Here is a 25,171-nt window from a genome sequence, read left to right as displayed (position 1 = left end):
TCAAAAAACCGCCCTATTCATAATCTATATTGTCGCCACTTATAACAATAGATAACACAAATTTTCCGCCTTGCTTTTCTTATGTCCCAGTACTTCGCTTAACAAAGTACAAAATTTAAGAGGATGCCATGTTTTTTTGTATTTAATTGATAAGCCACTGTAATGCTTAAGTTGGTAATTTAATAAATTGTGCTATCTTTTTACTATCTACATTATAAAAATACGAGCTAACATGTTGTTCCGAGGTACAATTGCCATAGCAATATTGGCAATTTCTGCTGCTAATAAAACCTATGCAAACGACATAGATGTACAATTTAGTGGTTTTGCATCCTTAACACTCAGCTACACGGACGATTCAGATATTGGCTTTGCATCGAGTTATTCAAATGTCAACGAATCTGGTTTTTCAGCAACGCGAGATTCAATTTTAGGTGGGCAGGCTAATATATCACTCTCAAAAAATTGGGACTCTGTGTTTCAAGTAGTTATTCAAGATCATGCCTTTAAAAGCTTTGATAATTTTTTAGAGCTCGCCTTTGTGCGCTATCGCCCTACCCGTCATTGGGCCATCCGCGCAGGCAGGTTAAATAGCGACCTTTACTTACTATCGGAATACCCTTACGTAGGATATGCCTATTTATGGGTGCGCCCGCCTCATTCGTATTACTCATTTGCAAACATTGCAGGTAATTTTGATGGAATAGACGTTGAATACAGTAAAGCCATTAACGATGGCTTCTTACGCTTAAAACTCGCTTATGGTAGCTCCACAGCAAAGATACAAGCCTATAATGACGACTTTTTTATTGATTTTGATAACTTAACAACCCTTAGTGCAACATACTCTTTAGATGCATGGACAATGCGTTTTTCGTTATCAAGGTCAAACTTTGGCGATTATAAACTAACCGCGTTGGACGAATTTATAACCGCACTCGATTTAGTACCACAAAGTGTATGGCCGCAAGCACAAAGTATATCTAACAAATTTAACACCAAAGGCAACAGCATAGAATACGCAGCCTTTGGCGTTACTTACGATAATAATAATTGGCTTATTCAATCTGAGTTAGGTATTTCAGAATCCGATTGGATAATAGCTCCATCTGTATTTAGCACTTATATTAGTGCGGGTTACAGAGTAGATGATGCAATATTTTACACAGGCTTTACGGCAGCTAAAAATCGCCATGATGTAGTTGAAGTAAACAGCCCTATTTTCCCACCAGGTACTCCTGAGCAGTTTTCAGTACCCATACAACAACTCGCGGTTGCCACTCAATCTTCAGTTCAAATTACAAATGTTCACCAGCACTCTATTAACGTAGGCGTAAAATGGCATTTTTCGGATCGTTTAGTATTTAAAGCGCAGTTAGACCGCTTTGATATAAAGCCTCAAGGTGCGGGGCTATGGAGCCTTAGTAATCCTGCTGATGCAAATAAAAGCAACAAAGTACATATACTCAGTTTAAATGCTAGTATGGTGTTTTAGTTATGATAAGCGCTCGTAATCTAGGTCTTAATGTAATGCTCCCCTTATGCCTGCTTTTTGTGAGCTTTTATGCTAAATCTACAGAGTTTGTTGTAGTGGTAAATAAAAGCAACGCAATTAACGCATTATCAAAACGGGAAATAATTGATATTTACATGGGTAGGTATTTAACTTTTCCTGATGGTGAAACGTCAAAGCCACTCGATTTGCCCGCCCAATCAGCATTAAAAAACGATTTTTACTTAAAACTGGTCAATAAAGACGAGCAAAAAATAAATGCGTATTGGGCAAGGCTTTTATTTTCAGGGCGCGCAAAGCCACCCACGCCTTCAACATCGGTAGAAGACGCAATAAACAAAATAGCAGCATCACAATTTGCTATTGGCTACATTCCGCTATCGCAAGTTACAGATGCAGTAAAAGTGGTATACACATTTGATTAAAATTATTAGCCAAAAACTCTACATACGCGTCGCTATATCAATTGCGTTAGTTGCTATTGTTGTGTCTTTAGTCTCATCTATGCTCTCTTATTACTCAGGCTTTAAAGAGAAAAAAAATACAAATTACCTACTTGTTCAACAGTTAGCGCAAACAATGGAAAAAACAGCCGCTATTGCCGCTTACTTAAATGACAAAGAATTAAGCCAAGAAATTATTAACGGCCTACTCAGTAACGACTTAGTGCAAGGTGCAAGCCTAGAAGGAGAAGTAAACCCTAAAGGAGAGATAGATTTATTTATAGCAAAAGGCTCTACTAACAAAAAAAATGAAGCTGTTTTAATTAAATTAGTTCACCCCTTTATAGAAGACACTTTTATAGGTGTACTTGCCATATACCCTGACGATAACTTTATTGAACAACAAGCACAGTCAGCGCTTATAAAAGAATTTATCTTAATGCTGATTCAATCCATTGTTATCGCATTTTTTGTATCGCTGGTAGTTCAGCGCTGGCTTACACAACCAATTCAAAACCTAACCGACAGCTTTGCTAAAATAAATCCAAGCGAGCCAGAAACCCTTAAAATGCTAACCTTCAAGCAAGGCAAGCGGGACGAAATAAGCCGTTTAACCCAAGGTATAAATGCCTTAATGCACGAGCTACATTTAACTATTAGTAATGAGCAAACACTGCGTAAAAAAACTCAAGAGCTAGAAGCTAAATTTAGACTTATTTTTGAACAAGCCAGCGCAGGTATTTGTTTACTAGATGACAAAAACATTATCACCACCTTTAACCCTGCATTTAAGCATTACTTTACCGTACCTGGTGAAGAAGAATTACCAACCTTGCATTTTCCTGAGTTACTTAGCAATGTAGACGAATTACAAAGCCTACTGGCAGATATTCGCTCTGCTAAAAACCCACCACAAACCACCTTAGATGTAGAGTGTAAAGTTTGCTATAAAACGGTATGGTTTCATTGTTTGTTTGTAAGGTTAACAGACCAAAGAGATACCAAACGAAACCCCAAACAAGAGCAGCTAGTAGAAGTAATTTTGCACGATGTAACCGAGCGCGCAGAACGCGAACAGCAAACCCGCTTTGAAGCCGATCACGACCCACTCACTGGCTTATTAAACCGACGCGCCGGTGAAAAACGCCTTAAAAAAGCACTACGTGAATGTATTAAACATAATGAACATTTAGTGCTTATGATGATTGATTTAGATAAGTTTAAACCCATTAACGACACCTACGGACACGAAGCCGGCGACAAAGTTCTAATTGAAATAGCGCACAGATTTAAAACACTTTTTCACGAAAAAAACGATATGTGTATCCGCCTAGGCGGTGACGAATTTATTGTTGCAAGGCAGGTTAATACCTACAACAAAGCAGCAACGCGTGAGCAATCAATCGCATTGCTAAACGAGTTACAACAAGACATTTATATTTCACAAAATAAAACATGCACCGTGGGTGCAAGCATTGGTATTGCAGTCGGCCCGAATGATGGTGAAGAGCTACTCGAATTAATGATCAATGGTGACAAAATGCTTTACCACGTAAAAGAAACAGGCCGAGGAAAAGTCGCCTTTTACGACGATATAAAAAATTAGATATAATGAATTAGTAATTAGATAGCGAAAGCTATAGCATTTTTATGGCTTTCAAATAGTCTTTATTATAAAAATACGTCGCTAAACCAAATTTACATCCAAACCTTTAAAGTAAATTGAACAATTAAGTTTTTGATTGCTAGAATGCCAACCTATTTTTCTATCAAGAGATACAATGGCAAATTTCAATACTCATCTTAATACTGCAGTCATCATCACAGGTTTAGGCTCGGCCACTTTATTAACTGCAGGCCATATTGATTTAAACGGCGCACTTTGGTTATGGTTTTTAGGTTCAATTGGCGGCTTATTACCCGACATAGACTCAGATAACTCAACCTCGCTCAATACTATTTTTAACTTATTTGCACTGAGCGCTGTATTACTGGTGCTGCATTACATAACCACCGAGCTAATAATCGAAATTAGTTTTATAGAGCTAATCGTAGTGCCGTTATTGGTGTACGGGTTTATGAAATACATTATTAGGCCTATTTTTGAATGGATAACCGTGCACAGAGGCAGCTGCCACTCATTATTATTTTTAGTGCTATGCGCGCTGTTAACAACGCAAATAACGTGGCAACTAAACGAGCAAACAACCACACAAGCAGCCACCTTTGCTTGGTTAACAGGAGGGTTTATTTTAATCGGTGGGTTAATTCATTTATTACTAGATGAAATTTACAGTGTAGACTTAAGCAATGTCACCATTAAACGCTCCTTTGGCACCGCGTTAAAAATAGCTGACTTCGATAATAAATTAATTACATTGGCATCGGTTATTGCAATTACAGGTTTAATCTATGTAGCCCCGCCTACAGAACAAACTATTACCGCATTAAGTGATTGGTCGCATTTTAGGCTTTTATCTTAATAAATAACATTTATAGGCTTAGTCACACAAAATACCCATAAATATTGTTTGTGGGTATAAATGCTTATTTAAGTGATTGTTTTAATTTACTTTCTAATAAACAGCCAGCTTAGTTAGTCGAAATCACCCCAATATTTAATTTAAAGGTTAATTCACAAAAAGGATAAGAGTCACTGAATTTTTAAAGGCTTAATAGCTTAACTCAATGCGGCTTTGCCAATTTAAGTTCATTAAAAGCGCAAGTTTTACTCTATTTGATATTAATTATTATTTTTATTAGTTTTAGTGAAATAATTACCCTGCTTTACCTGTCTTATAGCAGCAATACTTTCATCTGTTTGATGTATGCAAAGCAACTGCGACTTTTAAAGCGTCAAATATAAAATTATAAGAGGTCCATAATGGAATTTACACATAAACGCACCACCCTAATTACAGCATCGTTATTGTTAGCGTTGGCGATAACTCAGGCTATTTTTACTGCCCTTTACAGTGCTGAAATTAGCTTTTCAAGACAGTATGCATGGGGACTAGAAGCCGTGCTGTTTACTGTACTTGTGGCCTTTGCAAGTACCACTATGGTGCAAGCTAAAAACGCTCAACTAGGTTGGTCGGCTATCACATTTAGCGCAATATTAAACATAGTACAGGTAAGCATTGGCCTAACGTTGTTTTCAACATTTGGAAAAGTTGCAGGCACAGTAGAGGGTGCACAACCTTTAATTGGTGGCGTGGTTTCTTTGTCATTCATGATTTACTATGCAGCTAAGTTATTATTAGGATTAGCAGCACTTGTTTTTGGCCTGTCTTTTATAGCTAAAGGCGGCAAAACAATTGGCGGACTTACAGCCTTAGCTGGCGGAATTGCAATGCTTGCCAATGGTATTTTAATTACCTTTGGCCGTGATGGATTCCTTCCATCAGCTGTTGCTGGCGCTTCAGGCATGATTGCAACGTTACTTTTAGCAATATGTTTAATAAGCCTTTACCGTAAAGCAGACTAAGGTTTAATACCTTACAAGTAATGTGCTTATTTAAATAAGTTATAAACATCGGCGTTTATTAGAGATGCTAATTCGCCGATGTTTACGTTTAAAGTATACGCTCAGCGCATTCCTAGTTTGTTCCCTCTTAGTAATCTAAAGACTAATTCACAAAGAGGCTATGAGGCGCTTCGCTTTTAAAGAGGATAATGGCTTATATCAAAGCGATTTAACTCAGTTAAGCTTTGGTGTGTAAAGTCAAGATTTGACTTCATTTATTCTCGTAAATTCTTGTTACTTACGCTTTTTAATAAATCGAATTTCGTAATGATATAAACAGGTTCTTTTTTACATTCGACTTTATAAAGATATTGATTTTTAAGAAAATTAGTTTTTTCTTTTATTAAACTAATTTGCTCCCACGGTATTAAAAAACTCCTGGGAAATAGTAGAATCAACATCCGTTTTTGGCTTATAAATATACCTTGCTGAAATGATTTGATATTTAGCCAAGTCCGATATTCACTGCTTTTCTCACGAGAAATATCTGCCACATTCGTCAAGTACATACTGCTTGATTTTAAAAGTGAGGAATCAGAAATAATTAAATCCGTTTTATATTCTCTAGCTAGTTTAGGGTAAAACCCAATAATGCTTTGGATATAATTGACTAAAATATAGAACAATAAAAATAAAATTAAGCATATAACAAAGTCCATTTTTTAATACTCCGAAAACTTGCTCTGCACTGCTGACTAAGCTGAAATTTAAGATGGGTGTCTTGTTTATTTAAAACGGTCTTCTCCACATAAAAATGCACGACGAACACAGCGTGAAATACAGTGATAGTATTTTGTATCAACCAAACTTACTTGACGCTTTCTTGCAATTGCCATAAGAAACCCTGCTCGTTTTTTGCACTAACTAAAACGTAGTCCTAAATTTTGAAAAGAGCAAAATTTAAGGTGGGTGTCACTGTTAATCCCTTTCACTGTTAATCCCTTCTTTTTGAACTAACTAAAACGTAGTCCTTAATTTTAAAAGAGCAAAATTAAGAAAGGGTGTCTTATTAATTTCAGAATGGGTGTCTTATTAATTTCTTTTTCTTATTAATTTCTTTTACGTTGGCCATTAAGCGCTACTTACCGTCATCCCATGAATTTAAAAAATCAGCTAATACATCGCCATGACAACTTTGAGGTTTGCAAAAACATCCCAATCGCTTTCCTTCTAACTTATAAACCTCGGATTTGTCTTTATTAAGAAATTTTTCATAATCAAAATCGTATTTATATTTTCTTATAACTTCTTCTCGACTATCGCCTTCTTCATACATCGAATATGGATTACCCCAGTAAGATCCACGACCAATATACTCATATTCTGAAGTGGATTTTTGAGAAGAAAACTGGCTATCTTTTTTGATATTAATCACACGAGTTATTTTAATTTGAATTTTACGCAATGGAATTTTATTATTTTCCAGTAGTAGAGTCTCATCCACAAATTCTTCACCATCATCAAATATAATGGCATGAGTAATGTTGTCCAGAGCAATTTCAGATATTTGTGATAAAGCTACACTGGTGTTTTCTTGTGAAAATAACCGATTAATCAAGTTATTATGATCATCCAAATACAAAACTGAGAATAAGTTTATATTCTCAGTTATCCTTAGGACTTTTCTTTTAAATTTCTCAAAGCAATTAAATTGCTTTGGATAAAGAATTAAAATATTTTTCATTTAATATAAGTGCTTAACTTTCAAGTCTAACTCTGAGTTTTCGTTCAAGTAATCCACAACTAAGCGCCTATGGCATAGGTGGGGCTCATGCTCACTGCATAGTAAACAACCGTGGTCTAATAAAGTAGGTTTTACCGTCTTTTCTATCTGTCGCTGAGACATCAAATTTAGAAACTTGTCCTCATATTTTTCCCATGGCATTTCACCTTTTTTATAAAGGCTTAACATATCTTTTGTTGGTGCAAGTTCTGGAGTATGAATATATTCTGTACCACACAACTCTTTTAAAAAGAATTTTAAATCGTCTCTTTTCGCAAAGCCCGCAAGTTGCGAAACATTGTTCAAACGCACATCAAGTAATGTTGAAACATTGGATGCTTTAATAAAATTAAAAAAAGTTTCTGCATTTTTTTTAGTAAATCCGATAGTAAAAATATCCATTTTACCCCCTTAAAAGATAGTGGCGACTAGTTTATAACAATTGCCTTGAAATTCCTCTCCGAGACTTACACATATTACCCCACAAATTTTCGAGAAATCGCCGAAAAGATTGTCAAAATTTGGATCTGTTGCAGGTAATTCATAATCAAACTCGTTATATTTGAAAGATATTTTTCTTTTATCATCTTTCATATACAACTGAATATTATCAACTTTTACTAAGTAAAGTGACTGTTCAATTTTAATTGTTCCAAGTTGAATTTGAATATATGGAACACGATTTCCTTCCCCCCAAAGACTATCAGGATGGTCTAGGTGATTATTTAACTCGTTTAAATCAATAGAGTAATTTTGACGCCAAACAGTATCGTCAATTAGGTAGTTTTCTGGCTGATGGGTTAAAGGAACATGGCGAGAAAAATTCATGAATATTTTCTGTAATGGCTTTACAGTAAAAGTTCCATATGGATTTTGATATTTCGCCTGATTATGGTTAAGTTCTGCACCAGCTTCATTTGAAACTGGTCGAACCCACTGGCCACTCGCAAGGTATTTCCCTGCAATACAGTGTTGATGGTGTTTTATTGAATTAGCTAAAACAAGAATTTCTACTTGGTTCATAATGCCTCCATGCTGATGATACTCGACTTGCGTTTAACGCTTACATAAGCGGAAATTTGTAGTTGGCTAAAATTTTTGAGGAGCGAAAACAGCCAACCGTAAATTTTCCGTTTAATGTTCTTGTTAGCTTTGGTTGTTATGAACGATAAATCTTGCACGCTCATATAGTTCGTCAAATGTTATAATCTCGGGGTTTGATGTATTTTTACGTAATAATTCAAACGACCTCAGTTTGTCTTTATTCACACCATTATCAGATACAAACTCATCCATACTTCCGATTACCAAGTATGATTTTGGTTGATAATTAAAGATTTCTTCACCAGTAGGATCCCCTACTTTATCATTAGGGGTAATTTTACTCGATAAATTTTCCACGGCCGAAGCAACAGTACCCTGTACTTGTGCAATAGCTCCCGCCAGTTCTTTTGATGGTGCCCAACATCCAGACCTATAAGGTTTTGTCTCAAGTAAATCTGTTGCATGAGTTTTAATTTCTATAAAGCAAAGGTTAGATATAATACCTTTTGTTTTCATTAACGCATCAACACGTTTACCGTGTGATACTACGCTAAACCCTTGGACTACTTGTTCTAATTTCCTGTCATCTAAACCAGACAAGAATATGTAACCTAACCCATAACCAAATATCCATGGGTTTTTTTCAAAGTATTTTTGCCAGAGACCTTCATTAGTACAGCCTTTTCTTTTTTTAATATCATCAAAATAATTTTGGTCAATTAGAAGCTGACTATATACACTCAACTGCTTCTTTCTGAAACCTACAGCAATTAAGTCCTCCGTTGTCACTTCTGATTTCAAGGCTTCAGCAAATAGCTCTTGGTTTTCAGTAACAAAGGTTTTTGCTTGGTGAGTTGTTAAAGCTATTTTTCTAAGTTCTTCATCCGTAATATTGACTTTAGATCTAGTTTTAAAATCTACAGCCTGAATATTTGCTAAGAATTCACAAAAGCGACCAATCTCTTCATCGACAAAAGAGAAACCAGAGCCATAAGGTTGACCTGTTTCTGTCATAAATTTTTGAACTGTGAGTACAAAAGTTTGTCTTGTATCCTCAAGAAACTTAGCTGTTATGTATGTTTTAGCATCTTGTTTCTTCCGTAGAACAACTTCATCTCGCTCTTTTACATATTCGTAACCATCTTCTGATGGAAGTATTTTTGAAGCTATCCGAACTCTACGCTCCTTATTTCCGAATGATTGGAGAGAAGGACTTATATATGTTTTTCCCGGAAGGGGATTTTGATAATCATCCATGTTCGATTCTACTCCGAAAAGCTAACAGCTTATTGAACTCCAATTTATTAGGTTATAACCCCTCTAAACTGCGTACATTACATTGTTAAATAATTACACTAAATAACTCTACTGGTAACAACGAACTACAAGGGTTGTTTAATGACCATTGTTATTTAGCCCCAAAACGACTTTCAATAATGTTATGGGACAAAACTTACATGGCTATATTTATACACAGCCATTAATTAAATCTATTTTTATTTAAAGCTGAAAGCTTTATAACCCGACCCTTTAAAATCGTGTATCACTCTCGCAAGGTTTTCCATCCCCATCACCATCCATTTTTGTATTTGGGCAGTTATTTATAAAAAACACAGCCTCTTCGCGTGAGCGCATTTCAGTACAATATTGCCTGCCATCACACGTAAAATTTTGCGTGCTTTTAGGAATAACGATTTTTGGATATTGCTCATCAAAGGTGGCTAAATCGGCGTTGGTGATAACAGGTGTTTGGCTATTAAATTGCTCGTTACTTTGATAATGGTTGTATTTATTTACTGCGACAAAGCCAAGCACAGCGATAATGCTAATTGAGGCAACTTTGCCCAAAAAGCTACTGGTAAAATTAGATTTGGCAATGCGATGCGGCTGTTGATTGTGTTTTTGGTAAGGTGCTTTAAGCTCTGCAACGCCTTCTATACGGCAGTTAATTGCTTTGGTTTTACCGTCGGGCTGCGTAGCAACTTCAAAATAAATGGTGTCGCCAACTTTTGGCTTGCGGCTCATGTGTTTGAGCGCTGATATGTGTATAAATGTGTCGTGTTCTAGGGTGTCTGATTTAATAAAACCAAAACCTTTGTCGGTTTTCCACGACTTTAACAATCCTTTGTGCATGTATCCGCCTGTTATGCTTAAGCTGCGTTTTACGAAAATTCCATTTAGTTAACACTTGTTATTATACGTTCCTAAATTAAAACCATGCAACTAAATATTCATATTGCGTTAATTTTACGCTTTACCTACTAAACCAAATTATTAAACTTAACTATTAAACTAAGTTATTAAATTTAGCTGAAAAATAACCGTGCTAAAAACAACTAAACCTCAACTTATTTTATTTATAATTTACGGCCAAATGTCCTTTAATTCACATCAACCATTACGCACTCACCTACCAACTTAACAGCTTGTTTACACTAGGTTTTGTCATTAGCTATTTCTATCTGAATTAACCGTTTTTAGTACGATTTTTCATTCGTTATTTACTTAATTTATCTATACAATCCACACCTTATTTTTACGCACGTATTTTAAGTGATTATCTCATGCTATTAACGATTGTTTATATTATTGGTATTACCGCAGAAGCCATGACTGGCGCACTTAGCGCAGGACGAATGAAAATGGATTGGTTTGGCGTAGTGCTAGTAGCCAGCGCTACAGCAATTGGTGGTGGTAGCGTTCGAGATATATTACTAGGCAATTACCCGCTTACGTGGGTACAACACCCAGAGTATTTATTAATTACCTGTATTGCCGGCATTGTAACTACATGGCTGGCTAAATGGGTGGTTAAATTTAAAGGTATATTTATGCGCTTGGATGCCCTTGGTTTAGCTGCCTTTAGTATTATTGGTTGCCAAGTGGGACTAAATATGGGGCTGCATTACGGTATTTGTGTAGTGGCTGCGGTTGTTACGGGTGTTTTTGGTGGGTTACTGCGTGATTTAATATGTCGCCAAGCGCCACTTGTATTACATAACGAGCTATACGCGAGTGTATCGTTACTTGTTGCCTGCTTATTCTTGGCACTACACCATTACAATATTGATGACAACATCAGCATTATTGCAAGCCTTGTTGCAGGCTACTTAATACGAATGGCGTCAATACACTTTAAATGGCGCCTACCTACCTTTAGTTTGTTAGAGCAGCACGCTAAATAAATTAGGCTTTAATACAAATTAAGGCAGGTAAAAAGCCTGCCTTAATTAATATAAGTTCTACCGCCTAACTTTATTGCTCGCTTACATCACTTAACGCGGTTTTTAAGCCGCTGTTATTTTGCTTAAGTACGCTAAAACTGCCATCGGTTTCTAGCACTACAGCGGCTACATCTTCTATGGCTAGTATACCAGCGCCACGAATAGCGGCGCGAATTTCTGATTTTGTTACCCGCTGTGATTTAAGTGCAGCCGTGCAGTATTCACCATCACTCATTAAAAGCGTGGGTTCTGCTTTTATAAGCGCTGCAAATTTTGACGAGCGCACACTAAGCCACGTAATAATATATTGCAGCCCTATTAATACTACAAAGGCAAGTATGCCGTCAGCTAACGGAACACTTTTTGAAATAATCACCGAGGCTAAAATAGAGCCCAGCGCAATGGTGACTATAAAGTCGAACACGTTCCATTTTGAAAGCGTACGTTTACCCGATACACGAAGCCAAAACACCAGCGCGATATAACCCAGTACACCTATTGTAAGTACACGTAATAACCCCTGCATATTATCATAAAACATAGTGGTTCCTTGCTATTAAAGGTGGCAATTAGCTTTTACTTATAACCCTACATGGCGCTAAGTTAAATAACGATGAATAAAGTGCCTGCATCTACTTTGTTAGTTGTTTTACAAACTTAATTTTACTTAGCTCTGTGCTTTGATTATCAACGTAGCCACAAACATGATAATCATTGGTGATTAGCATAGTCAGCATTTGAGGAAACCGGTTCATCGATTTTACGTGTATATCGGTAAAGCCTTGTTCATAAGCCCACTTTTCTTGTTGGACAAGTAATTTTTTAGCAATACCTAATCTACGATAGTTAAAATGCACTCCACCAAGCCAACTATAAAATTGTGTATTAGATAGCTCATAGCCAATTTTAAAACCAACTAATGTATCTTCTTTATGTGCTACTAATATCAATGTTTTTTTGTTTTCTAAACGGTTACGTAAAGTGTCACTATCAATGGCTGTTAGTAGTTCAGGGATATATTCACTCACTGCGGTTATATCATCAATGGTGCCTGTGGTTATAGTTATAGCCATAAAATTCCTTGTTTTTATTATATGATTTGACCTAGACAGTTTAAATTTAAACTACGGTTGATTATGATGGTTTAAGCATTATATCTCTATTTTCGCTTTTTAATTATTAGAAAGGATCACCATGTCTAACTATAACGAATCTCCAGAACAAGTTGAACAGGCCACTCAGGGCTTTGTTATGCAACAAACTATGTTACGTATTAAAGATCCAAAGCCGTCGCTCGAATTTTACCAAAATGTATTAGGTATGAAGCTGTTAGGTAAGTATGATTTTCCTGGTATGAAGTTTACGCTTTACTTTTTAGGCTACGAACAAGAATTACCGCAAGGTGATGATAGAACTAAAGCAGAATGGGTGTTTCGTCGCCCTGCGCTAATTGAGTTAACCCATAACTGGGGCACTGAAAGCGACGACAGCTTTGAGGGCTACCACAGCGGTAACCAAGAGCCCAAAGGCTTTGGCCATATTGGTATTAGCGTACCGGATGTTTACGAAGCCTGTGAGCGCTTTGCAAAATACGATGTTGAGTTTGTTAAAAAACCAGATGATGGCTCAATGAAAGGCTTAGCATTTATTAAAGACCCTGACGGCTACTGGATTGAAATACTATCTGCCGAAGGTATTGCTGATATTATTCTTTCTCAGTAATAATAAGCTGCTGTAAAAAGATCTTAGTTGTTCTCCACCAGCAACTAATTACCAATTTAGAACCACTGGTTTTGTTACCTTGCTTTTAAGTGAGGTAACCCATTTAAAACGTTTTAGGTAATTAGTTACCCGCCCCGCTGTATTTTAAGCATAAAAGGAGATTTAAATGCTCATTGGCATCATAGAAGATCATCAATTAGTAAGAGACAGCTTTAAAAAGCTTTTAGAGTTACAACCAGATTGGAAAGTAATTATTGAAGCCTGCAGCGTAACAGAAGCCAAGCTGGCTGTAGAGCTTGAACAACCTGATATATTTATTGTTGATATATCGCTTAACGGCACTGAAACTGGCCTTTCTTTTTTATCGTACCTTGAAGAGTCTTTCCCGCATATTAAAAGTATTGTTGCCTCCATGCACGACCACGAACCTTATGTAAGCAATGCTTTGCGATTAGGCGCTTTGGGTTATGTGTCTAAGCGCTCTGCCTCTGATGAACTAATAGATGCAGTTAAAGCGGTCGCTTTAGGTAAAAGATACATTAGTGAAGACGTAAATTTTTCGATGAGTAGCGAAAATTTAGCATTAACTGTGCTTACTAACAGAGAGCTTGAAGCCCTTCCGTTATTTTCTAAGGGGTTAAACGCTAAACAAGTGGCGCAAATACTCGAAATAATGCCTAAAACAGCACATGTACACAAAGCAAACATATACAGCAAACTTAATGTTACTACCTCGTTTGAACTGCTCAAAATTGCAATTGATGCGGGAGTAATACAGTTAGATGAACTTACCTAACGTTTCTTCTTTATCTAATGTTAGTTTTACTACCGCATACAAAGAGGTAGCTAAACAGTTATTGGTGGGGCTAATTTACTTTATTGCTTCACTTGCCGCTTTTTGGGTTAGCCAAAACCTTGAAACAGTACCAGAGAGCAGCGCGATATTTATTCCCGCAGGCGTAAAAATTGCGTTTTACTTACTCACTCCAACACGCTATTGGCTCACCTTATGGGTTGTGTCGCGCGCCTTAGCTGCACAGCTTGGTTTAACATACAGTGGGGTTTGGGAGTTTGATTTATTTCATGGCTTTTGGCAGGAGCTTTGTTTTATAGCGCTTGTTTATGTGTTTAAAAATAGCCGTTGGCCGCCAAGCATTAACTACAGCCTAGGTATACTTTCGTTAATACTGCTTTGTGTTGCGAGTACATCTATAAAGTGGTTTTTGTTTGCCAGTGCGTTTGAATTTACAAATGTATTGGTTGCAAAAGAGCTACTACAGTATCAGTTAAACATGTGCTTAGGCGATATTACTGGCTCGTTGTTAATTGCCCCTTTTATTATGTTAATTTACGATTCTAAATACAGTTTTAACACAGTCAGGCTCACTAAGTTATTTGGCCTAGTAGCCACTTTAGTGTGTTTTATATTAATTATATTTTTTGTCTATGCGGTTCGCCCAGACACCTACCCGCTATTAAGGCTTGCATCGTTATTACCGATAATTTGGTTTTCGTATAAGTATGGCTCGTTAGGGGCTGTAAGCAGTGCAGCGCTTATTAACGCGTTAATAATTGTTGAAGCAAGCATTACGCACGAGCCTAGCAATACCTACATTAGCCAGTTATTTATTTTAGCAAACGCAATTACCAGTATGGTTTTAGGCGCTGCAATTACTGAGCTTAAACGTAAAAACAACGAGTTAAAGCAAACCAATAAAGAGCTTAAAGAGCAGCTAACTCAAAACACGGCGCTGGCTGCCAAAATGGTGTCGGTGCAAGAAAACGAGCGAAAGCACCTTTCGCAAGAGTTGCATGACGAATTAGGGCAAAACCTAACGGCATTAAAAACAGATTTAGCTATTTTGTCGCACCTTAGTAACGAAGATACCCAATCGTTTGTGACTACATTAAAAAACAATGCTAATTCGATGTATGACTCTGTTTATCAATTAATGCATTATCTTCGCCCGCGTGAGCTAGATGAACTCGGTTTAGAAAAGGCAATAACACAAGGGCGACTAAAAAACTTACTGCACAAGGCAAATATTAGGTATCAGCCACAATTTAAGTTAGATAATAGCCTTTCAAAAGATCACGAAATAGCTATTTACCGAATTTGCCAAGAAGCAGTAACCAATTGTATGAAGCACAGCAATGCCAGCAAACTGATTATAAATATAATAAACAGCGACGAATTTATTGAGTTAACAATTAGCGATAACGGGACTTTAGTAACCCCAACAGATAACTCAGGTCACTACGGTTTAGCGTTTATAGAGGAGCGCACTACGGCATTAGGCGGCACTTTTAAGGTGTTTAAACAAAATGGCTTTACCATTAAAGTAAAGCTGCCTTTGAGTTTTGATGGCGCAATTAACTAGCAAACATGAACTTGTTTGGTATAAAACTTTTGCCTTAATTGGCCTTCGTCAAGGTGGTCGGGATTAACTTGGATCTCGGCTTGATTACCTAATAGCTGTAATAGCATGCCTTTTGATATTAGATAGTTGCCTAAACTTGATTTTACAATCACTTCTTTGCCTATGGCTTCTTGTAAGCGTGGCGTAGGTAGGCTCGGATGGCTAATTGGTTTTAAGCCCTCAGCTGAGGTAAATAAGTTTATGCAATGCTCTTTAGCAGCAACAATACTTTCGTTTTTACTTTTAATTACATCTACATTATTTAAAAAATGAATTAGTGCTTGGTTAGCCCGATCAAACTCTGCTGATACGTCATCTATATTGCGGGCGGTTGCCCATTTTCGCACAACTATATATTCGTTTTTTTTAACACGAATTAAGCTTATTGAGGCTCCGGTCATTCTGCTATTCCACTCAATGCGGTAGCAATCAGTTCCTAAGCTGTGAAGCAACACGCTCATGCTTCCAAAATCCTTTGTACTTTCATCAATCAAGCTCATTTTCGATCCCTCACTTGCAAGTTACAAGGAGTGTATAAACGATTACTTAAGTAATAAATCATCCATATTCTTAATCGCTCTAGGAAAATGGCTTATATAAATTTTGGATTTAGTGGCTTGCAAGTCAATAACTAATATTACATATAAAAAAGCGAGTGGTTTAGCTAACTGCTAATAATAAATTTGTAAGTGATTTATAGCTTATTTATAAGCCCAGGCATCGGTTATTGTTACTTGGCACTTGTTATAACTAGCCGCTTGTTTTTGCGCAATACCTCTTACTCTAAAGTTTGTTGAATCATTAGGAAGTATTATTAGGTCTTCGTCGGTTATTGATAGCGTATCGACTAGCGTGTTTTGATCTGTTAAAAAATCGACCTTAAACTTTATATTTTTAAAGGCGAAGTTTGATTCGTTTTTTACCTGCCCTATACATGCAACATACAATGCATCGTTTTCATTTTTAGTATTAATTTGGCTTACATTAGCGATTAAGTTTTTTTGTGCTTGGTCTTCAAGCCCTGCTACATAAATATTTTGATAAAAAATAAACCCAAAAATACCAACAATACTGAGCGCTAATGCACCAATAATAATGGGATTGTTTTCTAAGTTAGAATATTTAGCTTGAAGTGAGGTGCATTGCGGGCATTTTTTAGCCCGTGAATCTATAGTGCTAAAGCACATAATGCATTTTTTAGTGTGTTGCACCTTTTCCACTACAATAACCGTCCTTGTTAAGTATTAAATGTTAAGTATTAAAACCAGCAGCATTGCTGACTTTAAGGTATTTTAGTTTACTCATGCTAAAGAACCCCGTAAACACATATAGCTTAAAAAAGTAACGATTTTATAAACCAACATAAGATACTGTATATAAATACAGTTCATTGTATTTTAGCATTTTAACGTAAACATAAAAAAGCCAGCGGTTAAGCTGGCTTAGAATATTTACTAACTTACATAGTTACTTGCGTAGTGCGTCTATTCGCGCATCAAGCGGCGGGTGCGATGAAAACAGCTCAGCAACACCTTTGCCACTTGCAATACCAAAAGCCATCATTGAGCCTTCTAATTGCGAAGGATGGTTTTGCTTTAATCGCTCAAGGGCGGAACGCATTTTGTCAGCACCAACTAGTTTTGCTGCGCCGCTGTCGGCTGCAAACTCACGTTTACGGCTGTAACTTGCAACCACTATGCTTGCTAGTACACCAAATAATACTTGGAATAACATATCGAATAAAAAGTATGTCCAGCTACTGCCGCCCTCTTCTTCATCGCTATTAATAAAGTTATCTACAATGCCTGCCAGTACTTTTGCGGCAAATATTACAAAGGTATTTACCACGCCTTGTATTAGCGTAAGCGTTACCATGTCGCCGTTAGCCACGTGCGATACTTCGTGGGCAAGTACGGCTTCGGCCTGATCTTTGGTCATGTTGTGCATTAAGCCTGTGCTTACTGCCACTAACGAGTTGTTTTTACTTGGGCCCGTTGCAAACGCGTTCATTTCTGGGCTGTCGTAAATAGCCACTTCTGGCATTTTGATACCTGCTTTTTGTGCTTGCGCAGATACCGTTTGTACAAGCCAATGTTCGGTTTCGTTTCGAGGCTGCGTAATTACGTGCGCGCCTGTTGATTTTTTAGCGATCCATTTCGACATAAATAACGAAATAAACGATCCACCAAAACCAAATACTGTGGCTATAAGTAAAATTCCGCCAAGGCTACGATGGCTTAAGCCCAGCGCACTCATTATTATTGAAAGCACTACACCTAATACCAACATAACCGCTAGGTTAGTTAATAAAAACAAAAATATACGTTTCATATTGTCCTCACAAAAATAGGTTTGATCACCGAACATAAAATTAAATTAGGTTAAAGCAACCACTGCGTTATGACACACTATGTCATAACGTTAGCGCTATTCTGTGACAAACTATGTCATAACACAAGTGTTATTTATGTGTTTATTGATAATTTTTTTAAGAAGGGTTTTACAGCAAATTTAAGACTAAAGTTTCTTTATAAGTCAGCTTATTACAAGCTGTTATTAAGCTCTGCCATATCAATTGGAAAACCACGCTCGTGTGCCAATATGCGTGCAACTTCGTCAATTTTGTCGCCGCTATTATGTTTAAGGTACGACCATTGGTGGGTACTTCGGTGATGATTTACAGCAGGATCGCTACTTATTATTCCTAATTTTATAAACTCACCCACTATTTGATCTGCCGCTATTAACGTTGACGATGCTTTTACATTTTCGGCCCGTGCGTAACTAATATGCGAATATAAACTTACATCGGCTACGCGCAAAGTGTCGTCATCCCCTGGGATTTGCTGCCCGCCATACAAGGCATTATTTTGTTTATTAGCAGTTTTAAACGCAGGGACAAACTCGGCTACATAATCAATTGCTGTTTGGGTACGTGTTTGCAATGCTGCTTTGTCCCAGCCATCTTTAATATAATGCAGGTATTTATTGGGAAGTTTAGGTTGTGCGCTCATTGGCGTGGCATCAGCTAACCCATCACTAAACAATGTAATGTTGTTTGTCATGCCATGTATTTGAAAGTATCCGTTAGGGTAAGGGGTTAGCTGCGCCATACCTTCTGGCGTACCACGGTTACCATAAATAATTATTTCGGGTATTTGCCCACCAGCACCTTGCCAATGAGTAATGTAAGAGGCTTTAAATTCAACCATGCGTTTTACATCTACCCCAACGAGGTCGTCAATAATACCGGTTTGAAAACCACACGCATTAATAAGGTAATCTACCTCAATGGTTTGTGTATCGGCTTGTGTATTGGTTGAAGTATCAGGTTGTTCATCAAGGCTTGGCTCTGATTGATATTCAATGCGCCACTTAAGTGTTTGCTTATCATTATTGGTATTTATAACTGGCGATACATTTTTAACACTGGTGCTTGTTAAAACGTGAGCGTGTTTGTACTGTGCAAGGGCGAGTTGTGCACTGGCCGATAAACGAAAAATATTCCAGCCATATTCTTGTGCAACGATAAGCGGAAACTTTAGCTTGTCTAAATCTAAATGCTTAGCAACGGGTATCATCCACTCATCTAACGACGTGGGCTTGGCTACTTGTTTTTGCTTAGCAAGCTTTAGCATTTGCTCATAACTATATAACTGATAATAATGCTCAGGCTCGCCTAATACTTTATTAGCGCTGTCTTGCTCTACAAGCTCGCTGTAGGCTTTTACTAATTTATTTAAACGCGGAAATAAGTCCTCCGGTGAATCGTCATCGCGCTTGGGCACTGCAAATACTGTGGGGCGAACATCGATGGTGTAAGGATAAAGGCGCGCAATATCTATACATTGCTTGAGTAAATCTATGCAGTCTTCGTCGGGTATTTCACGATATAAGTTGCCACCCGCATGCAAATGGCACATTGGAGGGCCATCAATTAACGACTTTTTCTTTTCAAGCACATAAGTTTCTAGCCCTAACGCAGCAAGTCTAATGGCTATTGTGGCGCCAGCTGTGCCTCCACCTATTATACCTACGCGTTTTTTAGGTAAGCCATAGTTTAGTGCCTTTGGCTCAGCGCTTACGTGCGCATCTGGGGCGTAGTTTTCAATAAATGGGTGCGTCATATAGTCGTTATGTCCTTAGTAACATTGTCTTTAAGCAAGCTATGTATTTATAAACGTTTATATGTGTACTAAGGCTGACTATTTCAAGATTTACCTAAAAAAGTAACTTTTTTTTAAAAACCACTTAAGTGTTTATAGATAACGCACTAAGCAAGCTTTTGTATATTTGTAACTTAGGAGTTTGCTCGCTGTAGGGGCTTATAGCAAGTATTGGAAACGGTAAACGTGCTTTAAGTGAATCAAGGTTTGCTTGGTACTCGTCCATGTTTTTATCTACTTGGTTTGCAATCCAGCCAACGCAGTTTATTCCCATACTTTGCATATGCGCAGCGGTTAGTAATGCATGATTTAAGCAACCTAGCTTCATGCCAACAACGAGTATTACCGGCATTTTTTCTGCTTTAACCCAGTCGTATAAATAATCGTTTTTATTAATAGGTAATGCCCAACCACCAGCGCCTTCGGTAAGTATAATGTCGGCGCCCTGTTGTTTTACGTTTTTATAAGCATCACTTAGTTTATCTACAGTAATACTCACTCCAACTTGCTCAGCGGCTATGTGAGGTGCAATAGGCGGTGCAAACGCAAACGGATTTACTACGTCGTATTTAGCGCTCACTGTTGCGCTTTCCATTAGTATAAGGGCATCGGCGTTTACTAGTTGATCGAACGCCATTTCGCAGCCAGCAGCAAGGGGTTTAAAGCCAATGGCTTGTTTTTTATGTTGGGCAAGTAACTTTAGTAGCAAACTGGTAACGTGGGTTTTTCCGGCATCGGTGTCGGTGCCTGTTATAAAAAATTCTTTCATGCGTTGCCTTATGATCTGAATCTAAGTTTGGTTTAATTTTAAGTTTTAACTTAAGCAATTAATCGCTTTTTTGTAATGGCTTTTTTCTAATGATAACAGCACCACATGATAAGACACACATGCTTTATTATTTATAAGCGGATACGCACTGCATACTTTTTGTAGCGCCGATTTGGTAAGTAACCCTTGGCGCGTATTGGTATGATTTTGCGTGGTAGCGCCAATAGCCTTAATTGAAGCAATAGCTTTTAAAGGTGTTGTGTATTCATCGGTGTAAATACGTTTTTTAGCACTATTAATAGTAAAGCCTGCCTTTTGGACTGATTGGTTTATATACAGTTCACTATTAAAGGTATTTATGTGGCTGTTAGAATCAAGCGCGGCAAAGGCCGTTTTTATTTCGTTTAGTGAGCCCTCTACCACAGTGCTTATGTACGCCTGCCCGCCTGGTTTTAATATGCTGTAAAGTGATTGCATTAAAGCCGAAAAATTAGCAGACCACTGCACTGCAAAATTACTGTAAATAACATCAACACTGTTTGCTTGTAGCGGTAAGTTATCCATATCGGCGCATATTTTGGGTGTGGTTAAATCACTACTTTGCAACATGTTTAAGCTCAAATCCATTGCCACAACGCTTGCAAATACGCTTTGTAATGTGTGTGTATTAACAAGCGGGCCTGCGCCTAAATCAACACAAAGCTTATTTTTATTAATGCCTGGTTTTATTAGCGCAAATAGATCGCTCGCAGCATGTTTTTGTACATTTGCATGGGTGTTATAACTCGCCGCCGCCTTTGAAAACTTACTTTGTGTAGACTTTTTAAGCTCCTTGTTTAGCTCTCGATTTGGCTCCTTATTTAATTCTTTATTTGAATCGCTACTCACTAGGCACGGTTTTACAAGTTGTGTTTGTACTAGATCTGTTTTTAATACTGGCTGAGCAGTCATGCTATTGCACCTACTAAATGCTTAACTAAGTGCGTTATGTCTTGCTCGGTATGTGCGGCGGTTAAAGTAATGCGTAAACGTGAGGTGTTATGTGCAACCGTCGGCGGTCTAATTGCAGTGAGCCAAATACCCTGTTGTTTAAGTTTATCTGCCGCTTGTAACGTTTGCTCAGCACAACCTAATACAATGGGCTGTATGGCTGTATTTGATTCCATTACTGCAATATTATGGGTTTTAGTGAGTTGCTTAAATAATGCAATATTGGCATTTAGCTTATCGCGTTTATCATTGGCTGTTTTTATGTTTTTAATACGCGCAAGAGTGTGACTTGCCATAAGCGGCGACATAGCGGTTGAATACGTGTAATCGCGATTAAATTGCAGCATGTAATCAATAAACTGTTTACTGCCTAATACACACGCGCCACTACTAGCCACTGCTTTACCAAAGGTAATGACTAATATATCTGGCAGCGTTTGAGTAATAAACGCTTCGCAACTGCCCAAACCAGTTTTACCTAATGCACCAAAACCGTGTGCGTCATCAATCATTAGCCATGCGTTATGCTGTTTTGTAAGTGCGAGTAATTCTTTAAGAGGCGCGGTATCGCCATCCATCGAAAATACGCCTTCGCTTATAATTAGCTTGTTTTGCGCTTTTGATTTTTCGAGCCGTGAACGTAAATGATTCATGTCGTTGTGATTAAAACGCACTAATGCCGCGTTTGAGTGCATAGCACCGTCAATCAAGCTTGCATGATTTAACTTATCTTGAAAAATAGCGCTGTTTTGCGCAGCGGCTTTATCTTGAAACAACGCTTTAATTACGCTGCTATTAGCGCTAAACCCTGAGTTAAATAGCATTGCTGCGCCATAACCAAATTGCTCACATAAGTATTGTTCAAGCGCTTTTTGCTGGGCCTGATAACCCGTAACCAATGCTGAGCTGTGACTCCCTAATGCGTGGGAGTCATTAAGATTAACAGCCACATCACCAAAGCCTAAGTAGTCGTTACTGGCAAAGTTAAGGTAGGTTTTATTATTAACCGTTATGGTGCGCGCTGTAGTGTGATGTACTACGTGGCGTTTACGAAGTAACGCACCTTGCTGGCGAGCCTGCAGATGCGTATTTATAAAATCAAAAGGCATTGATATAAGCCTACGCTTCGTAAAACAATTCAGAGGTTGCTTTGTCGGCTACTTGCGATGAAAGCGAGGCTTCGACTGCTTCGTCTGAATAGTCGTGACGTTTTTCTGGGTTCATACCTAATTTTTTAATTAGGTTCATATCGGCATCAGCGTCTGGGTTTTCGGTGGTAAGGAGTTTATCACCATAAAATATTGAGTTAGCGCCTGCAAAAAAGCACATCGATTGCATTTGCTCGTTCATGGCGTTACGCCCTGCCGATAAACGTACATAACTGTGTGGCATCATAATGCGCGCTGTTGCTATGGTACGTATAAATTCAAAGTGATCTAAATCGTCTACGTTTTCAAGCGGAGTGCCTTTAACTTTAACGAGCATATTAATAGGCACACTTTCTGGCTGTTGTGGCAAATTAGCTAGTTGCATAAGTAGTCCAAAGCGGTCGCTTGCTTGCTCGCCCATGCCGACTATTCCGCCCGAGCATACTTTCATACCGGCATCGCGTACGTGGTCAATGGTATTTAATCTATCTTGAAAAGTACGGGTTGATATAATTTGCTCGTAATACTCAGGTGACGTGTCAAGGTTGTGATTGTAGTAATCAAGCCCTGCGTCTCTAAGTTCATGGGCTTTTTCGTTAGTGAGTTTGCCTAGCGTCATACAGGTTTCTAACCCTAGCTCTTTTACTTCTTTAACCATTTGCGAAATGTATGGCATGTCTCTGTCTTTTGGATCTGACCATGCAGCGCCCATACAAAAACGGGTCGCGCCTTTTTGTTTTGCAAGGCGTGCTTGCTCTACTACTTTTTCTACTTCTATTAAGCGTTCGCGTTCTAAATCAGTTCGGTAATGCCCCGACTGCGGGCAATACTTACAATCTTCTGGGCAAGCGCCTGTTTTAATTGATAACAACGTAGAAATTTGCACTTCATTTGGGTTGAAGTTAGCACGGTGAACCGATGCGGCTTTAAAAAGTAAATCGTTAAATGGCATTTCAAATAATGCTTTAACTTCAGCGTGGGTCCAATCGTGACGAACAGGTGCAAGTTCCATAATACTCTCTTATTTTTTTCTCAGCGGTGATATTGGCTTAGTCTACGAGTTGAAGTACCATTGTCAACGAAGCCCATCAAGTTAAAGTTTACATATGATTAAAAAGAATACGATTGACCTTGATTTTGATCGTGAGCACATTTGGCACCCATACACATCTATGACCAAGCCAATTCCGGTATACCCCGTTACACATGCAAATCACAATATTATTCACCTCGAAACTGGCGAGCTATTAATCGATGGCATGGCCTCGTGGTGGAGCGCAATACATGGCTATAACCACCCTGTTATAAATAACGCCATGATTGAGCAAATTAATAATATGAGCCATATTATGTTTGGCGGTATTACACATAACAGCGCGGTAGAGCTGTGCAAAAAAATAGTAAATATAACGCCGCCTAGTTTAACTAAAGTATTTTTAGCCGACAGCGGCTCGGTAAGTGTTGAAGTGGCAATAAAAATGGCCCTGCAATATTGGTTAAGCCAAGGCATTGCAACAAAACAAAAACTAATGACGCCTTACAAGGGCTACCATGGCGACACATTTGCAGCCATGAGTGTATGTGACCCCGTTAACTCAATGCATAGTTTGTATAGCGGCTTTTTACCTGAGCACATTTTTGTACCTGCACCGGTGAGTAATTTTGGTAGCGAGTTTAATCAGGCAGAAGCCCTAGAGCTTGAAGAATATTTTAAAGCAAACCACAGCCAAGTAGCCGCCTTAATCATTGAGCCTATTGTACAAAACGCAGGTGGCATGAACTTTTATCATCCTGATTATTTAGCCTGCGTGCGTAAATTATGCACCCAATATAACGTACTGCTAATTTGCGACGAAATTGCCACAGGCTTTGGCCGTACAGGTAAATTATTTGCTGTAGAGCACGCCAATATAGAGCCCGATATAATGTGTATTGGTAAAGCATTAACTGGCGGCTCAATGACGTTATCGGCCACTATAACTAGCGATAAAATAGCGATTGGCATAAGCGAAGGTGAAGCAGGTGTTTTAATGCACGGCCCTACGTTTATGGGTAACCCACTTGCCTGTGCAGCGGCCTGCGCAAGTATTGATTTATTACTTAAGCAAAACTGGCAACAACGAATAAAGCAAATTAACACCCAACTACAACAACTTCATAAATGCAGCGAACTTAATGCAGTTGCCAATGTGCGTACCTTAGGTGCAATAGGTGTTGTTGAACTAAACGAGGCTGCTGGCAATGTTGATGTTGCTAAAATTCAGGCCTATTTTGTAGAGCAAGGTGTATGGATACGCCCATTCGGTAAACTAATTTACCTTATGCCACCGTATATAAGTGACGACACCAGTATAAAAACACTGTGTGATGCCATTTATAATGCCATTAAAGGCAAGCATTACGCTTAATAGTCGGTCTCAATAACTAATCCTAATAAAGGTTATAGCGCTATTTGCTGTAACCTACCGCTACATTTAGTGTTT

At 38.1% G+C, this 25,171-nt stretch carries 26 protein-coding genes and 1 pseudogene; 10 read left to right on the top strand and 17 right to left on the bottom strand.

The genetic code is table 11. The features are described from left to right. Positions 1–232: 232 nt before the first annotated feature. The 5 genes from H5089_RS00780 to H5089_RS00760 all read left to right on the top strand — a co-directional run bounded on the left by H5089_RS00780 (position 233) and on the right by H5089_RS00760 (position 5,443). Complete coding sequence (locus tag H5089_RS00780; protein WP_182711238.1) at positions 233–1,495, top strand: hypothetical protein; 1,263 nt, start codon at positions 233–235, stop codon at positions 1,493–1,495. 2 nt (positions 1,496–1,497) lie between these two features. Next, positions 1,498–1,938: a hypothetical protein gene (locus H5089_RS00775; RefSeq protein ID WP_182693798.1), complete on the top strand. Its 441-nt coding sequence runs from the start codon at positions 1,498–1,500 to the stop codon at positions 1,936–1,938. Continuing rightward, on the top strand, positions 1,931–3,562 hold the full coding sequence (locus H5089_RS00770) for a diguanylate cyclase domain-containing protein (RefSeq protein ID WP_182711237.1): 1,632 nt from the start codon (positions 1,931–1,933) through the stop codon (positions 3,560–3,562). Before H5089_RS00775 ends, H5089_RS00770 begins: the two co-directional genes overlap by 8 nt. A gap of 175 nt (positions 3,563–3,737) precedes the next feature. Continuing rightward, on the top strand, positions 3,738–4,439 hold the full coding sequence (locus H5089_RS00765) for a metal-dependent hydrolase (RefSeq protein WP_182711236.1): 702 nt from the start codon (positions 3,738–3,740) through the stop codon (positions 4,437–4,439). Positions 4,440–4,840: 401 nt separating this feature from the next. After that, on the top strand, positions 4,841–5,443 hold the full coding sequence (locus tag H5089_RS00760) for a thiamine biosynthesis protein ThiC (protein WP_182711235.1): 603 nt from the start codon (positions 4,841–4,843) through the stop codon (positions 5,441–5,443). Positions 5,444–5,697: 254 nt separating this feature from the next. Here H5089_RS00760 and H5089_RS00755 read toward each other — a convergent pair whose 3' ends face one another. The 7 genes and pseudogenes from H5089_RS00755 to H5089_RS00725 form a co-directional block, all read right to left on the bottom strand. Further along, the gene (locus H5089_RS00755; protein ID WP_182711234.1) at positions 5,698–6,141 is read right to left on the bottom strand and encodes a hypothetical protein; all 444 of its coding nucleotides are present in this window, start codon (positions 6,139–6,141) and stop codon (positions 5,698–5,700) included. Between the two features lie 72 nt (positions 6,142–6,213). Further along, a pseudogene (locus tag H5089_RS00750) lies at positions 6,214–6,318 on the bottom strand (transposase); the annotation flags it as partial. A gap of 242 nt (positions 6,319–6,560) precedes the next feature. Beyond that, positions 6,561–7,166, bottom strand: coding sequence for a DUF4326 domain-containing protein (locus tag H5089_RS00745; RefSeq protein WP_101163984.1), 606 nt, complete (start codon positions 7,164–7,166; stop codon positions 6,561–6,563). Beyond that, a complete protein-coding gene (locus tag H5089_RS00740; RefSeq protein WP_182711233.1) occupies positions 7,167–7,607 on the bottom strand; it encodes a DUF488 family protein in 441 nt (146 codons plus the stop codon). It abuts the gene before it with no gap. A 9-nt stretch (positions 7,608–7,616) separates the two neighbouring features. After that, positions 7,617–8,228, bottom strand: coding sequence for a dual OB domain-containing protein (locus H5089_RS00735; RefSeq protein ID WP_101163983.1), 612 nt, complete (start codon positions 8,226–8,228; stop codon positions 7,617–7,619). Positions 8,229–8,351: 123 nt separating this feature from the next. Continuing rightward, a complete protein-coding gene (locus tag H5089_RS00730; RefSeq protein WP_182711232.1) occupies positions 8,352–9,506 on the bottom strand; it encodes a Shedu immune nuclease family protein in 1,155 nt (384 codons plus the stop codon). Positions 9,507–9,779: 273 nt separating this feature from the next. Next, positions 9,780–10,382 carry an excalibur calcium-binding domain-containing protein gene (locus tag H5089_RS00725; RefSeq protein ID WP_182711231.1) on the bottom strand — a complete coding sequence of 201 codons (603 nt, stop codon included), beginning with the start codon at positions 10,380–10,382 and terminating at the stop codon, positions 9,780–9,782. A gap of 431 nt (positions 10,383–10,813) precedes the next feature. Between H5089_RS00725 and H5089_RS00720 the strand changes: the two genes are divergently transcribed. After that, the gene (locus tag H5089_RS00720) at positions 10,814–11,434 is read left to right on the top strand and encodes a trimeric intracellular cation channel family protein (RefSeq protein WP_182711230.1); all 621 of its coding nucleotides are present in this window, start codon (positions 10,814–10,816) and stop codon (positions 11,432–11,434) included. Between the two features lie 70 nt (positions 11,435–11,504). Here the strand turns inward: H5089_RS00720 and H5089_RS00715 are convergent, their stop codons facing one another. Both H5089_RS00715 and H5089_RS00710 read right to left on the bottom strand, forming a co-directional pair. Beyond that, a complete protein-coding gene (locus tag H5089_RS00715; protein WP_182711229.1) occupies positions 11,505–12,014 on the bottom strand; it encodes a DUF421 domain-containing protein in 510 nt (169 codons plus the stop codon). Positions 12,015–12,105: 91 nt separating this feature from the next. Continuing rightward, entirely contained in the window at positions 12,106–12,546 is a 441-nt protein-coding gene (locus H5089_RS00710) for a GNAT family N-acetyltransferase (RefSeq protein WP_182711228.1), read from the bottom strand. A gap of 121 nt (positions 12,547–12,667) precedes the next feature. Between H5089_RS00710 and gloA the strand changes: the two genes are divergently transcribed. From gloA to H5089_RS00695, 3 genes are all read left to right on the top strand, one after another. After that, a complete protein-coding gene (gene gloA / locus H5089_RS00705; RefSeq protein ID WP_182711227.1) occupies positions 12,668–13,195 on the top strand; it encodes a lactoylglutathione lyase in 528 nt (175 codons plus the stop codon). A 166-nt stretch (positions 13,196–13,361) separates the two neighbouring features. Next, entirely contained in the window at positions 13,362–13,991 is a 630-nt protein-coding gene (locus tag H5089_RS00700) for a response regulator transcription factor (protein ID WP_007586773.1), read from the top strand. Further along, positions 13,978–15,576 carry an MASE1 domain-containing protein gene (locus H5089_RS00695; protein WP_182711226.1) on the top strand — a complete coding sequence of 533 codons (1,599 nt, stop codon included), beginning with the start codon at positions 13,978–13,980 and terminating at the stop codon, positions 15,574–15,576. The genes H5089_RS00700 and H5089_RS00695 overlap by 14 nt, the downstream gene beginning before the upstream one ends. On the opposite strand, the gene H5089_RS00690 is transcribed toward H5089_RS00695, so the two are convergent. From H5089_RS00690 to bioB, 8 genes are all read right to left on the bottom strand, one after another. Beyond that, positions 15,573–16,115 (bottom strand): hypothetical protein, encoded by a 543-nt coding sequence (locus tag H5089_RS00690; protein ID WP_024593597.1) that lies wholly within the window; start codon positions 16,113–16,115, stop codon positions 15,573–15,575. The two genes, H5089_RS00695 and H5089_RS00690, sit on opposite strands and share 4 nt — an antisense overlap. Before the next feature lie 201 nt (positions 16,116–16,316). Beyond that, positions 16,317–16,835: a hypothetical protein gene (locus H5089_RS00685; protein ID WP_310735797.1), complete on the bottom strand. Its 519-nt coding sequence runs from the start codon at positions 16,833–16,835 to the stop codon at positions 16,317–16,319. Positions 16,836–17,082: 247 nt separating this feature from the next. After that, complete coding sequence (gene htpX / locus H5089_RS00680) at positions 17,083–17,946, bottom strand: protease HtpX (protein WP_002961248.1); 864 nt, start codon at positions 17,944–17,946, stop codon at positions 17,083–17,085. Positions 17,947–18,158: 212 nt separating this feature from the next. Further along, positions 18,159–19,742 carry an FAD-dependent oxidoreductase gene (locus H5089_RS00675; RefSeq protein ID WP_182711225.1) on the bottom strand — a complete coding sequence of 528 codons (1,584 nt, stop codon included), beginning with the start codon at positions 19,740–19,742 and terminating at the stop codon, positions 18,159–18,161. A gap of 124 nt (positions 19,743–19,866) precedes the next feature. Further along, positions 19,867–20,550 carry a dethiobiotin synthase gene (bioD, locus tag H5089_RS00670; protein ID WP_182711224.1) on the bottom strand — a complete coding sequence of 228 codons (684 nt, stop codon included), beginning with the start codon at positions 20,548–20,550 and terminating at the stop codon, positions 19,867–19,869. 45 nt (positions 20,551–20,595) lie between these two features. After that, positions 20,596–21,501, bottom strand: a complete 906-nt coding sequence (locus tag H5089_RS00665; protein WP_182711223.1) for a methyltransferase domain-containing protein — start codon at positions 21,499–21,501, stop codon at positions 20,596–20,598. Next, a complete protein-coding gene (locus H5089_RS00660; RefSeq protein ID WP_182711222.1) occupies positions 21,498–22,649 on the bottom strand; it encodes an 8-amino-7-oxononanoate synthase in 1,152 nt (383 codons plus the stop codon). The genes H5089_RS00665 and H5089_RS00660 overlap by 4 nt, the downstream gene beginning before the upstream one ends. Before the next feature lie 10 nt (positions 22,650–22,659). After that, a complete protein-coding gene (bioB, locus tag H5089_RS00655; protein WP_002961242.1) occupies positions 22,660–23,700 on the bottom strand; it encodes a biotin synthase BioB in 1,041 nt (346 codons plus the stop codon). Between the two features lie 94 nt (positions 23,701–23,794). Here bioB and bioA point away from each other — a divergent pair, with 94 nt between their 5' ends. Further along, the gene (gene bioA / locus H5089_RS00650; protein WP_182711221.1) at positions 23,795–25,096 is read left to right on the top strand and encodes an adenosylmethionine--8-amino-7-oxononanoate transaminase; all 1,302 of its coding nucleotides are present in this window, start codon (positions 23,795–23,797) and stop codon (positions 25,094–25,096) included. The last annotated feature ends 75 nt before the right edge of the window (positions 25,097–25,171 follow it).

Source organism: Pseudoalteromonas sp. SR45-1 (assembly GCF_014163655.1).
Taxonomy (GTDB): domain Bacteria; phylum Pseudomonadota; class Gammaproteobacteria; order Enterobacterales; family Alteromonadaceae; genus Pseudoalteromonas; species Pseudoalteromonas distincta.
The sequence above is the reverse complement of the archived record's forward strand: the minus strand, read 5'-3'. Positions and strand labels throughout refer to the sequence as shown.

Bases quoted from the DNA above. Each gene is read 5' to 3' on its own strand.
- H5089_RS00725 (WP_182711231.1), bottom strand. From the start codon at position 10,382: ATGCACAAAGGATTGTTAAAGTCGTGGAAAACCGACAAAGGTTTTGGT.
- H5089_RS00710 (WP_182711228.1), bottom strand. From the start codon at position 12,546: ATGGCTATAACTATAACCACAGGCACCATTGATGATATAACCGCAGTG.
- H5089_RS00695 (WP_182711226.1), top strand. From the start codon at position 13,978: ATGAACTTACCTAACGTTTCTTCTTTATCTAATGTTAGTTTTACTACC.
- H5089_RS00715 (WP_182711229.1), bottom strand. From the start codon at position 12,014: ATGTTTTATGATAATATGCAGGGGTTATTACGTGTACTTACAATAGGT.
- bioD (WP_182711224.1), bottom strand. From the start codon at position 20,550: ATGAAAGAATTTTTTATAACAGGCACCGACACCGATGCCGGAAAAACC.
- H5089_RS00730 (WP_182711232.1), bottom strand. From the start codon at position 9,506: ATGGATGATTATCAAAATCCCCTTCCGGGAAAAACATATATAAGTCCT.
- H5089_RS00690 (WP_024593597.1), bottom strand. From the start codon at position 16,115: ATGAGCTTGATTGATGAAAGTACAAAGGATTTTGGAAGCATGAGCGTG.
- H5089_RS00745 (WP_101163984.1), bottom strand. From the start codon at position 7,166: ATGAAAAATATTTTAATTCTTTATCCAAAGCAATTTAATTGCTTTGAG.
- H5089_RS00665 (WP_182711223.1), bottom strand. From the start codon at position 21,501: ATGACTGCTCAGCCAGTATTAAAAACAGATCTAGTACAAACACAACTT.
- H5089_RS00735 (WP_101163983.1), bottom strand. From the start codon at position 8,228: ATGAACCAAGTAGAAATTCTTGTTTTAGCTAATTCAATAAAACACCAT.
- H5089_RS00775 (WP_182693798.1), top strand. From the start codon at position 1,498: ATGATAAGCGCTCGTAATCTAGGTCTTAATGTAATGCTCCCCTTATGC.
- H5089_RS00700 (WP_007586773.1), top strand. From the start codon at position 13,362: ATGCTCATTGGCATCATAGAAGATCATCAATTAGTAAGAGACAGCTTT.
- bioA (WP_182711221.1), top strand. From the start codon at position 23,795: ATGATTAAAAAGAATACGATTGACCTTGATTTTGATCGTGAGCACATT.
- H5089_RS00755 (WP_182711234.1), bottom strand. From the start codon at position 6,141: ATGGACTTTGTTATATGCTTAATTTTATTTTTATTGTTCTATATTTTA.
- H5089_RS00765 (WP_182711236.1), top strand. From the start codon at position 3,738: ATGGCAAATTTCAATACTCATCTTAATACTGCAGTCATCATCACAGGT.
- htpX (WP_002961248.1), bottom strand. From the start codon at position 17,946: ATGAAACGTATATTTTTGTTTTTATTAACTAACCTAGCGGTTATGTTG.
- H5089_RS00740 (WP_182711233.1), bottom strand. From the start codon at position 7,607: ATGGATATTTTTACTATCGGATTTACTAAAAAAAATGCAGAAACTTTT.
- H5089_RS00675 (WP_182711225.1), bottom strand. From the start codon at position 19,742: ATGACGCACCCATTTATTGAAAACTACGCCCCAGATGCGCACGTAAGC.
- H5089_RS00660 (WP_182711222.1), bottom strand. From the start codon at position 22,649: ATGCCTTTTGATTTTATAAATACGCATCTGCAGGCTCGCCAGCAAGGT.
- H5089_RS00760 (WP_182711235.1), top strand. From the start codon at position 4,841: ATGGAATTTACACATAAACGCACCACCCTAATTACAGCATCGTTATTG.
- H5089_RS00780 (WP_182711238.1), top strand. From the start codon at position 233: ATGTTGTTCCGAGGTACAATTGCCATAGCAATATTGGCAATTTCTGCT.
- bioB (WP_002961242.1), bottom strand. From the start codon at position 23,700: ATGGAACTTGCACCTGTTCGTCACGATTGGACCCACGCTGAAGTTAAA.
- H5089_RS00720 (WP_182711230.1), top strand. From the start codon at position 10,814: ATGCTATTAACGATTGTTTATATTATTGGTATTACCGCAGAAGCCATG.
- gloA (WP_182711227.1), top strand. From the start codon at position 12,668: ATGTCTAACTATAACGAATCTCCAGAACAAGTTGAACAGGCCACTCAG.